The 12747-nt window shown below is 72.4% G+C and carries 1 protein-coding gene; it reads left to right on the top strand.

The window, feature by feature from the left end; all coding sequences use genetic code 11:
- Positions 1–9: 9 nt before the first annotated feature.
- The coding region (locus VGX25_RS30780; RefSeq protein ID WP_326921457.1) for a non-ribosomal peptide synthetase at positions 10–12747 on the top strand (12738 nt) is incomplete at its 3' end.

The following is a 12747-nucleotide window of genomic DNA, read 5'->3' as shown; positions in this document are numbered from 1 at the left end:
GTGGACACCATGCCGTCATCGAAACAGAACCGCGTCTCGGCCTTGCCGCCGGAGCTGCGGGAGCAGCTGCGCCGCAGGCTGGCGGGCAAGGCCGCGCAGTCCGACACGATTCCCGCCGCGGAGCGCGGTAAACCCCTTCCGCTGTCCTTCGCCCAGCAGCGGCTGTGGTTTCTCCACCAGCTCCAGCCGGACGAGGCGGGGTACAACAGCGCGCTGACCCTCCGGCTGACCGGTGCCCTCGACGTGCCGGCGCTGTCCGCGGCGCTGCGGGAGCTGGTGGCCAGGCACGAGTCGCTGCGCACCACGTTCGACGAGCTGGACGGCAAGCCCGCGCAGGTCGTGCACCCGCCGCGGGAGATGCCCATCGCGGTGGTGGACCTCCCGGCGCCCGATGAGCTGAACCGGGTGCTGCTCGAGGAGTACTCGCGCCCGTTCGACCTGCGCCGTGGACCGCTGGTGCGGGTGCTGCTGGTGCGCCTGGCCTCCGACGAGCACGTGCTGATGCTCTGCGCGCACCACATCGTGATCGACGGCTGGTCGATGGGCGTGCTCACCGAGGAGCTGAGCGCGCTGTACCGGGCGGCCGTGCGCGGGGAGCCGGCCGCGCTGCCCGAGCCTTCCCTGCAGTACGCCGACTTCGCGGTGTGGCAACGGAACCGGCTGTCCGACACGGTGCTCGACGAGCAGCTCGGGTACTGGACCCGGCAGCTGTCCGGGGTCGGTCCGCTGGAGCTGCCGACGGATCGGCCGCGGCCGGCGGTGCCGACCTCGGCGGGGGCCACGCACGAGTTCACGATCCCCGCCGAGGTCGCGGCGCGCCTCGGTGCGCTGGCGCGGGCCGAGGACACCACCCTGTTCACCGTCCTGCTCGCCGCCTGCCAGGTGCTGTTCGCCCGGTACGCCGGCCAGGACGACGTCGCCCTCGGCACCGTCACCTCCGGCCGCAACCGGCCGGAGCTGGCGAGGATGGTGGGGTTCTTCGTCAACACCGTGGTCATTCGCTCCACAGTGGACAAATCGGCCACGTTCCGCGGGTTCCTGCGCCGGGTGAAGGGCACCGTGCTGGACGCGGTCGCGCACGACGAGGTCCCGTTCGACCGGCTGGTCGACGCGGTCCAGGCCGACCGGGACCCGAGCCGCAACCCGCTGTTCGACGTCATGGTGGTGCTGCAGAACGTCCAGCGGTCCACGGCCGAGTTCGGCGGCCTTCGGGCCGGGGAGGTCGGCTTCGCCCGCGGGGCGGCGAACTTCGACCTCACCGCGGAGTTCCAGGAGGGCGACGGCGTCCTCGCCGGAATGCTGGAGTACAAGACGGATCTGTTCGACGCCGACACGATCGAGCGGATGGCCGGCCACCTCCTGCTCCTGCTCGACGGCATCGCCACCGATCCGGACCGGCCGCTGGCGCGGCTGCCGTGGCTGTCCGGCCAGCAGCGGCGGCAGGTCGTGGAGGAGTGGAACGACACCGGTCTTGCCGTGCCGGCGATGACGTTCCCCGAGCTGTTCGAGGCTCAGGTCCGGCGTACCCCGGACGAGACCGCCCTGGTGTTCCGGGATCGTGCGCTGAGCTTCGCCGAGCTGAACGCCGCGGCCAACCGGCTGGCCCGGTATCTGGTGGAGCGCGGCGCCGGCCCGGAGCGGGTGGTGGCCCTTGCGTTGCCGCGGTCGGCCGAGCTGGTCGTGGCGATGCTCGCGGTGTTCAAGGCGGGCGCGGTGTACCTCCCGGTGGATCCGGAGCTGCCGGCCGATCGCGTCGACTTCATGCTGCGCGACGCCGCGCCGGTGCTGGTGCTGCGCGAACCGGTGGCCGAGTCCGGATTGGACGGATACTCCGATGCCGATCTGACCGATGTGGACCGATTGGCCGCGCTGCGGCCGGCGAACCCGGCATACGCGATCTACACGTCGGGCTCGACCGGGTGGCCGAAGGGCGTGCTCGTCGAGCACCGGAACCTGGTCAACCTTGTGTTCGACCACCGCACCGGTGACCTGGCCGGCGGGCGGCTGCGGATGGCGCTGAACGCGGCGTTCTCGTTCGACGCGTCGCTGGAGGGCCTTGTGCTCATGGCCGGCGGGCACGAGCTGCACGTGCTCGACGAGGAGGTGCGCCGCGAGCCCGAGCAGTTCGTCGACTACGTGGCCGGCAACCGGATCGACGTCGTCAACGTGACCCCGTCCTATGCCCGGCAACTGATCCCGGCCGGGCTGCTCGGCGACGAGCGGCATCACCCGAGGTTTCTCATCCTGGGTGGCGAGGCCGTCGGGGAGCCGCTGTGGCGGGAGCTGGCCGCGGTTTCCGGAACGACCACGTGCAACTTCTACGGGCCCACCGAGTGCACCGTCGAGGCGGTGGCCGGCCGGGTCGGCGACAGCGAGAAACCCGTCATCGGGCGGCCGCTGCGCAACATGCGGGCCTACGTGCTGGACGACACGCTCGCCCCGGTGCCGGTGGGGGTTCCCGGTGAGCTGTACCTGGCCGGTGCTCAGGTCGCCCGCGGCTACCTCAACCGCCCGGGCCTGACCGCCGACCGGTTCGTGGCCAACCCGTTCGGCCCGCCAGGCAGCCGGATGTACCGCACCGGCGACCGCGCCCGCTGGCGGGTCGGCGGCCACCTCGAGTACGTGGGTCGCGCCGACGAGCAGGTCAAGATCCGCGGGTTCCGGATCGAGCCGGGCGAGATCCGGGCCGCGCTGCTGCGCCACCCCGACGTGGCCGAGTCCGTCGTGGTCGCTCGGGACGACGGCGGGCACACCAGGCTCGTGGCCTACCTCGTGCCCGCGGGCGACGAGGTGCCGGGCAGCGCGCAGCTGCGGTCCTGGTTGAAGCGGACCCTGCCGGACTACATGGTGCCCGCCGCGTTCGTCCGGATCGACGAGCTTCCGTTGACCACGAGCGGAAAGGTCGACCGGCGGGCGCTGCCGGCCCCGGACGCCCCGCACGGATCCGAATCGGACTACGTCGCGCCGAGCACGCCGATCGAGCGGGTGCTCGCCGAGATCTGGTCGGAGTTCCTCGGCGTCGAGCGCGTCGGCGTGCACGACAACTTCTTCGCCCTCGGCGGCGACTCGATCCTGAGCATCCAGGTGGTCTCCCGGGCCCGCCGGGCCGGCGTCCACCTGACGTCCCGGGACATCTTCCTGCACCAGACGATCGCCGAGCTCGCCGCGGCGGTCGAGGAACGGGTCGCGCCGGAGCGGGCCGAGCGGCAACCGGTCGTCGGGCCGGCGCCGCTGACCCCGATCCAGCACCGGTTCCTCGCCACCCACGGCGCCCTGTCGCACTTCACCATGTCCATGCTGGTCGAGCTGGCCGAGGACACCGACCACGGCGCGTTGCGGGCGGCCGTCGACGCGGTCGTCGCGCACCACGACGCGTTGCGGATGCGGTTCGTGCACGCCGACGGCGCGTGGCTGCAGGAGGTCTCGCCGATCGAGCCGACCGAGGTGCTCCAGATCCGCGACCTGTCCGCATTGGACGATGCGGGCCAGCAGGCCGCGATCGAGGCCGAGGCGTTGGCCGTGCGGAGCTATCTGAACCTGGGCACCGGACCGCTGATCACGGCCGTGCTGTTCCGCATGGGCGAGCGGCGGCGGCCGAGGCTGTTCCTGGCCGTTCACCACCTCGTGATGGACGGGGTGTCCTGGCGGATCCTGCTCGGTGATCTCGAGGCCGCCTATCACCAGGCCCGTGCGGGACAACGGGTGGAGCTGGAGCCGGTCGGCACACCGTTCGCGCGTTGGGCGCAGCGGCTGGTCGCGCACACCGAGGCCGGTGGGTTCGACGACGACCTGGAGTACTGGACGCGGGAGTCGGACGCGGTTCCGGCCGGCCTGCCGGTCGACCGGTCCGGCGCCAACACCGGCGGTTCCGTGCGGACGGTCACGGCGTGCCTCGGCCGGGACGACACCGACGCGTTGCTGCGCCGGGTGCCCGGCGTATACCAGACGCAGATCAACGACGTGCTGCTCGCCGCGCTCGGCCGCGTCCTGACCCGGTGGACCGGCCACGAGGGTGTGGCGATCGCCCTCGAGGGGCACGGCCGGGAGGAGATCTTCGACGACCTGGACCTGTCCCGCACGATCGGCTGGTTCACCACGGAGTTCCCGGTGGCGCTGCGCGCACCGGCGGGCGCCGGCTGGGGCGAGACCCTCAAGGCGGTCAAGGAGCAGCTGCGGGCCGTTCCGCGGCGCGGTCTCAGCTACGGCGCCCTGCGGTATCTCACCGCGAGCGACGGCCTGCGGTCCGCCGCGCCGCCGCGGATCAGCTTCAACTACCACGGGCAGTGGGACTCCCCGCGGGCGGAGGCGGGTCTGTACCGGGCCCGCCGCGCCGGCGCCGGCCCGGACCTGGCGCCCGACGAGCCGCGCAGCTACCTGCTGGACATCGTCGGCGTGGTCGACAACGGCGAGCTGCGGCTGAGTTGGCTGTACTCCGACCAGGTGCACGACGAGGCCACGGTGTCCGGGTTGGCCGAGGAGATGATCACGGCTCTTCGGGAGATCATCGAGCACTGCGCGCGGCCCGGCGCCGGCGGCCGCACCCCGTCCGACTTCCCGCTGGCCCGGCTCAGCCAGGCGGAGGTCGACCGGCTGGTGACCGATCCCGCGGCCGTGGAGGACATCTACCCGCTGACCCCGCTGCAGGCGGGAATGCTGTTCCACAGCCTGGTCGACGCCGGTTCCGGCGTGTACGTCAACCAGGTCAGGTTCCTGCTGGACGGGGTGTCGGACCCGCACGCGCTCGGCGCGGCCGTGCAGCGCGTGGTCGACCGCACGCCGGTGCTGCGCACGTCGCTGGCCTGGGCCGGGCTCGACGAGCCGGTGCAGGTGGTGCACCGCGGCGTCGTCCTTCCCGTCGCCCATTACGACTGGCGTCAGCTGTCCGAAGTGGACCGCGACGCGGAGCTGACCCGGGTGCTCGCGGAGGACTGGGCCGCCGGGATCGACCTGACCGTGGCGCCGCTGATGCGGATCGCCATCGCGGCCCTGCCGGACGATCAGGTCCTGCTGATCTGGACCTCGCACCACGTGCTCACCGACGGCTGGAGCCTCGGCGAGGTGTTCGGCGAGATGTGCGAGCAGTACGCGGCGATCGTCGGCGGGCGGGAGCCCGTGCTGGTGACCCGGCGCCCGTTCCGGGACTACCTGCGCTGGCTGCGCGAGCAGGATCAGCGGCAGGCCGAGGAGCACTGGCGGCGGGTGCTGTCCGGCTTCGCGGCGCCGACGGCGTTGCCGTACGACCGGCAGCCGACCGAGGCGCACCGCGCGGGATCGTCGGAATCGGTCCGCTTCGCGCTGCCCGCCGAGCAGTCCGCCGCGTTGCGTGCGGTGGCCCAACGCAACGGGCTGACCGTCAACACCCTGGTGCAGGGCGCGTGGGCGGTGCTGCTGTCCCGCTACAGCGGCGAGCGCGACGTCGTGTTCGGCACAACGGTCTCCGGCCGGCCGGCCGAGCTGAACGGCGTCGAGTCCATGGTCGGCATGTTCATCAACACCGTCCCGACCCGCACAGTACTCCACAATGGACAGAGCACGGTGTCGTGGCTGCGGGCGTTGCAGGACGCCCAGGTGGAGTCCCGCCGGTTCGACTTCGTCTCGCTGGCCCAGCTCCAGGCCTGGAGCGACCTGCCGGCAGGGGCGAAGCTGTTCGACAGCCTTGTGGCGTTCGAGAACTACCCGGTCGACGAGGCCGGGATCGCGGAGACCGGGATACGGGTGCGCGACGTCGCGGCGGTCGACCCGACGAGCTTCCCGCTCAGCCTGCGGGCCAACATCAGCGACCGGCTCGACTTCATCCTCTCGTACGATCCGAGGCTGTTCGATTCCGCCACGATTCGGCGGATGGCGGACCGGATTCCCCTTCTGCTGACCGGGTTCGCCGAGGATCCCGAGCAGCCGCCGGCCCGGCTGCCGTGGATGTCCACCGCGGAGCGGCGGCGGGTCCTGACCGAGCACAACGACGGCGCCCTCGAGGTGCCGGCGACGACGTTCCCGGAGCTGTTCGAGGCTCAGGTCGCGCGCACGCCCGGCGAGACGGCCCTGGTGTTCCAGGGCCGGGCGGTGACCTTCGCCGAGCTCAACGCGCGGGCGAACCGGCTGGCGCACCACCTGATCGGTCTGGGCGTGGGGCCGGAGCGGGTGGTGGCCGTGGCGCTGCCGCGGTCGGTGGAGCTGATCGTGGCCGTGCTCGCCGTGGCGAAGGCGGGCGGCGTGTACCTGCCGGTCGATCCCGAGCTCCCCGGCGATCGGACCGAGTTCGTCATGGCCGACGCGAAACCCACCGTGGTGCTCACCACCGCCGGGCCGGCGGATCTCGAGGGGTACCCGGACACCGATCCCACCGCCGAGGACCGGCTCGGCCCGCTCGGCCCCGGCAACTCGGCGTACATCATCTACACCTCGGGCTCGACCGGACGGCCGAAGGGTGTGGTCGTCGAGCACCGCAACCTGGTCAACCTGTTCGCCAACCACTGCGGCGAGACCGGGGACATCGCCGCGCTCGGCGGGCCGCGCATCCGGGTCGCGCTGACCGCGGCGTTCTCCTTCGACACCTCGTGGGAGGGGCTGCTGCTGATGGCGGCCGGCCACGAGCTGCACGTGATCGACGACGACGTCCGGTTCGACCCGACCGCGCTGGTCGACTACGTTGCCGAGCACCGGATCGACTTCGTCAACCTCACGCCTTCCTATGCGCAGCAGGCCATCCCCGCCGGGCTGCTGACCGACCAGCGGCACCGGCCGAAGATCCTGGTGGTCGGCGGCGAGGCCGTCGCCGAGCCCCTCTGGCGGGAGCTGGCCGCCGCCGAGCACACCGCGAGCTACAACTTCTACGGGCCTACTGAGTCCACTGTGGACGCAGTTACCTGCCGGCTCGGCGGCGACCGGCCGGTCATCGGCCGGCCGCTGCGCAACGTGCGGGCCTACGTGCTGGACGACGCGCTGTGCCCGGTGCCGGTCGGGGTCGCCGGCGAGCTGTACCTGGCCGGCGCCCAGGTGACCCGCGGCTACCTGAACCGGCCGGGGCTGACCGCCGACCGCTTCGTGGCCAACCCCTTCGGCGCGCCGGGCGCGCGGATGTACCGCACCGGCGACCGGGTGCGGTGGACCGACCGGGGCATGCTGGAATACCTGGGGCGCAACGACGACCAGGTCAAGATCCGCGGCTTCCGGGTCGAGCCGGGCGAGATCGAGGCCAGGCTTGCCGAGCAGGCCGGGGTCGGCCAGGCCGCCGTGCTGGCCAGGGAGGACACGCCCGGTCACAAGCGGCTGGTGGCCTACGTGGTTCCGGCGCCCGACGCGCCACCGCCCGCGCCCGCGGAGCTGCGGGCGGCGTTGAGCCGGTCGCTGCCGGACTACATGGTGCCGTCGGCGTTCGTCACGCTGGACGCCTTGCCGTTGACCCGCAACGGAAAGCTCGACCGCGGCGCGCTGCCCGCGCCGGACCCGGGGCCGGCCGCACGGGAGTTCGTCGCACCGCGGACCGAGACCGAGCGGGTGGTGGCCAAGGCCCTGGCCGCGGTGCTCGGCCTCGACCGGGTCGGCGTCGAGGACAACTTCTTCGAGCTGGGCGGCGACTCGATCGTCAGCATCCGGCTGGCGTCCCGGCTGCGGACCGCGTTCGGGCTGGACGTGTCGCCGCGCGCGGTGTTCCGCCATCCCACGGTCGCCGCGCTGGCGAGAATGATCGCGGCGGAGGCGGCGATCCCCGATACCATCCCGATCGTGGAGCGCGACGGCCCGCTGCCGCTGTCGTTCGCCCAGCAACGGTTGTGGTTCCTCAACGAGTTCGAGCCGGGCGGCATCGAGTACAACACCCCGCTGGCCGTGCGGTTGCGCGGCGAGCTGGACGTCGACGCCCTCAACGGCGCGCTGACCGGGCTCGTCGCCCGCCACGAGTCGCTGCGCACCACGTTCGACTCGGTGGACGGCCGCGGCGTGCAGGTGGTGCACGAGCCGCACGAGGTGCGGGTACCGGTGCGCGACCTGACCGGGCTGCCGGAGGCCGACCGCGCGGCCGAGCTGGACCGGTTCCTGGCAGCGGAAAGCCGGCGGCCGTTCGATCTGCGTGAGGGCCCGCCGGTGCGGATCCGGTTGGTGCGGCTGGCCGAGCGCGAGCACGTCCTGCTGCTGGCCATGCACCACATCGTCACCGACGGCTGGTCGGTCAACGTGATCGTCGGCGAGCTGAGCGCCGGCTACGCGGCCGCCGTGCGCGGCGAGCGGCCCGAGCTGCCGCCGCTGCCGGTGCAGTACGCGGACTACGCGGCGTGGCAACGGGAAAGCCTGGCCGGGACCGCCCTTGCCGAGCAGGTGGAGTACTGGCGGGGTCAGCTCGCCGGGGTGCCGCCGTTGGAGCTGCCCACCGACCGGCCGCGGCCCGCCGTGCGGACCACGAACGGCGCGGTGCTGGAGTTCGCCGTTCCCGCCGACGTCACGGCCCGGCTCAAGGAGCTGGCGTCGCACCAGGACGGCACGCTGTTCATGAGCCTGATCGCGGCCTGCCAGCTGGTGTTGCAGCGGTGGTCGGGGCAGGACGACATCGCCGTGGGCACGGTCGTCTCCGGCCGGGAGCGGGCCGAGCTGGCCGGGCTGGTCGGGTTCTTCGTCAACACCCTGGTGCTGCGCTCCACAATAGACGGTACGGACACGTTCACCGAGTTCCTCGGCCGGGTGCGCGACACCGTCCTGGACGCGTTCGCCCACCAGGACGTGCCCTTCGAGCGGGTGGTCGACGATCTCCAGCCGGTGCGCGACACCAGCCGCACCCCGCTGTTCCAGGCGATGGTGGTGCTGCAGAACAACCCCGACGAGGCGCCCGAGCTGCCGGGCCTGGAGGTCGAGGCGCTGCCGATGCCGGTGGTGACCGCGAACTTCGACATCATGATCCAGTTCACCGAGGTCGACGGCGGGCTGCGCGGCGCGGTGAACTACAACACCGACCTGTTCGACGCCGCCACGATCGACCGGATGGCGACGCACCTCGGCGTGTTGCTGGACGGCATCGCCGCCGATGCGGACCGGCCGGTGTCGCGGCTGCCGATGCTTACCGAGCCCGAGCGCCGCCGGGTGCTGCGGGAGTGGAACGACACCGGCCACGAGGTTCCCCGGACCACGCTGCCGGCGTTGCTGGACGCGCAGGCGGCGCGGACGCCCGACGCCCCGGCGGTGGTCTTCGACGGGGCCGAGCTGAGCTACGCCGAGCTGCACGCCTGGGCGAACCGGTTGGCGCACAAGCTGATCGGTCAGGGTGTCGGTCCGGAACGGTGCGTCGCCGTCGCGCTGCCGCGATCGGTGGAGCTGGTGGTCGCGCTGCTGGCCGTGCTCAAGGCCGGCGCCGCCTACCTGCCGATCGCGCAGGACCTGCCCGCCGAGCGGGTCGCGTTCATGCTCGACGACGCCGATCCCGCGGCGGTGCTCGACGATCCGGCCGCCGTGCGCGAGGTCGGCGAATGGCCGGACACCCGCCCGGTCGCCGGCGATCGGATCGACCAGACGAACCCGGCGTACATGATCTACACGTCGGGCTCGACCGGCAGGCCGAAGGGTGTGCTGGTTCCGCACGCGGGCATCGTGAACCGGTTGCTGTGGATGCAGGCCGAGTACGGTCTGCGGCCCGACGATCGGGTTCTGCAGAAGACGCCGGCCAGCTTCGACGTGTCGGTGTGGGAGTTCTTCTGGCCCCTGATCACCGGGGCCACCCTCGTGGTGGCCAGGCCGGATGGCCACAAGGACCCGGCGTACCTGGCCGAGCTGATCCGGTCCCGCGGCGTCACCACCGTCCACTTCGTACCTTCGATGTTGCGCGCGTTCCTCCAGGAGCCGCAGGCGGCGAGCTGCACCGGGCTGCGCCGGGTGATCTGCAGCGGCGAGGCGCTGCCGGCCGACCTCGCACAGCAGTTCCACGCCGTGCTCGACGTGGAGCTGCACAACCTGTACGGGCCGACCGAGGCCTCGGTCGACGTGACCTACTGGCCCTGCGCGCCCGGGTCGGACACCGTGCCGATCGGGCGTCCGGTGTGGAACACCAGAATGTACGTGCTTGACCGGGAGCTGCGCCCGGTACCGCCCGGAGTGCCGGGAGACCTCTACATTGCCGGTGTCCAGCTCGCGCGCGGTTACGCCGGCCGGCCCGGCCTGACCGCCGAGCGGTTCGTCGCCGACCCGTTCGGTCCGGCCGGCGAGCGCATGTACCGCACCGGGGACCTTGCCCGGTGGACGGCCCGCGGAGCGCTGGAATACCTGGGCCGCACCGATGATCAGGTGAAGATCCGCGGCTTCCGCATCGAGCTGGGTGAGATCGAGGCCGCGCTGCTCGAGCGGCCGGAGGTCGGCGAGGCCGTCGTGATGGCAAGGGAGGACGGCGGCACCGGGCACAAGCGACTGGTGGCCTACCTCGTGCCGGCCGGCGCCGACCGGCCCGACGTGCCCGCGCTGCGGGCGGCGCTGAGCCGGGTCCTGCCGGACTACATGGTGCCGTCGGCGTTCGTGGTGCTCGACGCGATACCGCTGACGCCGAGCGGAAAGGCGGACCGGCGGGCCTTGCCGGCGCCGGAGGGGCACGCGGAGCGGGAAGCGGAGTACGTGCCGCCGCGCACGCCGGTCGAGCGGGAGCTGGCGGGTATCTGGGCGGACCTCTTGCAGGTCGAGCGGGTCGGCGTCCAGGACAACTTCTTCGGCCTCGGCGGCGACTCGATCCTCAGCATTCAGGTGGTGTCCAGGGCCCGCCAGGCCGGGTTGCGGCTGTCCGCCAAGGACATCTTCGTGCACCAGACGATTGCCGGCATCGTCGCCAACGTCGACCTGGCGGCCGCGGCCGGACCGGTCGACGTCGCCGTGGTCGCGGGTCCCGCGCCGCTCGGCCCGATCCAGCATCGGTTCTTCGAGACCGGACAGCGGCCGGACCACTTCAACCAGTCCATGCTCGTGGAGCTGACCGGGGAGCTCGACGAGCTGGCGTTGCGCAGGGCCGTCGCCGCCGTCGTGGACCATCACGACGCGCTGCGCATGCGGTTCCGCCGCGTGGACGGCCACTGGTTGCAGGACACCGGCGAGCCGGTGGACGTGTTCTCCCGCCGTGATCTGTCCGATCTGGACGATGAAGGCCAGCGGGTCGCCATGGCCGAGGCCGCGCTCGAGGCTCAGACGAGCCTGGACGTCACGCACGGCCCGCTGCTGCGGGTGGTGCTGTTCCACCTCGGCGGCAACCGGCGGCCCCGGCTGTTGTGGACCATTCACCACCTGGTGGTCGACGGGGTGTCGTGGCGGATCCTGCTCGGTGACCTGGAAACCGCGTACCACCAGATCCTCGACAACGGGCCGGTCGCGCTCGAGCCGGTGGGAACCGCGTTCACCCAGTGGGCACACCGGCTCCGCGAGCATGTCCGGTCCGGTGGCCTCGACGACGACCTGGCGTACTGGACGGCCGGTGCGGTGCCGGCCGACCTGCCGGTGGATCACCACGGTCCGAACACCGTGGGCACCACGAGGGCCGTCACGGTGCGGTTGGGCAAGGACGACACGGATGCGTTGCTGCACCGGGTTCCCGGGGTGTATCGCACGCAGGTCAACGACGTGTTGCTGAGCGCGCTGGGTCGGGTGCTGTGCCGGTGGACCGGCCGGGACGGCGTGCTGGTCGCGGTGGAGGGGCACGGCCGGGAGGAGATCCTCGCCGGGCTCGACCTTTCCCGCACGGTCGGCTGGTTCACCTCCGAGTTTCCGCTTGCGCTGCGCGTGCCCGGCGACGGCGACTGGGGTGCGGTGCTCAAGTCGGTCAAGGAGCAGCTGCGTGCGGTGCCGCACAAGGGACTCAGCTACGGGGCGCTGCGCTACCTGAGCCCGGCGGAGTCCGCGGCCGGCGTGCTGCGGGACGATCCGCACCCGCGGATCTCCTTCAACTACCACGGCCAGTGGGGCGTGGCCGGGGCCGGGACGGGCTTGTACCACGCGCACTGCCCCGGCATCGGCCAGGACATCGATCCGGGCCGCACCCGCCCGTACCTGCTGGACGTCGTCGGCGCGGTCCAGGACGGCGAGCTGGAGCTGTCCTGGCTGTACTCCGGCGAGGTGCACGACGAGGCCACGGTGGAGTCGCTGGCGCACGACGTAATCGCCGCCCTCGCCGAGATCGTGGCGCACTGCGCCCGGCCGGACGCCGGCGGCGCCACCCCCTCGGACTTCCCGCTGGTACGGCTGAACCAGCACCAGGTCGACCGGATCGTCGGCGACGGCCGCACGGTGGAGGACGTCTACCCGCTGACCCCGCTGCAGGCCGGCATGCTGTTCCACAGCCTGGTCGACAGCTCGGGCGCGTACTGCGACCAGTTCCGGTTGCGACTGTCCGGAGTAGGCGATCCGTACGCCTTCGGCCGGGCCTGGCAGCGGGTGGTCGACCGGACTCCCGCGCTGCGCGGCGCACCGGTGTGGGACGGCGTTGAGGAGCCGCTGCTTGCCGTGCGCCGGCGGGTCACCGTGCCCGTCGCGCACCACGACTGGCGCGCGCTGTCCGATGTGGAGCAGGAGGAGGCGTTGCGCCGGCTGCTCGCGGAGGATCGCGCCGCGGGCATCGACCTGACCGAGCCGCCGCTGCTGCGGCTGGCCATCGGGCGGCTGTCGCACGACGAGGTCCAGCTCGTGTGGACCTCGCACCACCTGCTGCTGGACGGCTGGAGCGTCGGGGCGGTGTTCGCCGACGTCTGTGAGGAGTACGCCGCGATCGTCGCCGGCCGGGTGCCCCGGCCGGCCGCCAGG

It is taken from the genome of Actinophytocola sp. (assembly GCF_035942955.1).
In the GTDB taxonomy this organism is placed as follows: Bacteria; Actinomycetota; Actinomycetes; order Mycobacteriales; family Pseudonocardiaceae; genus DASYTH01.
Note: the sequence above shows the minus strand (reverse complement) of the source record. Positions and strands in the feature narration are given on the sequence as shown.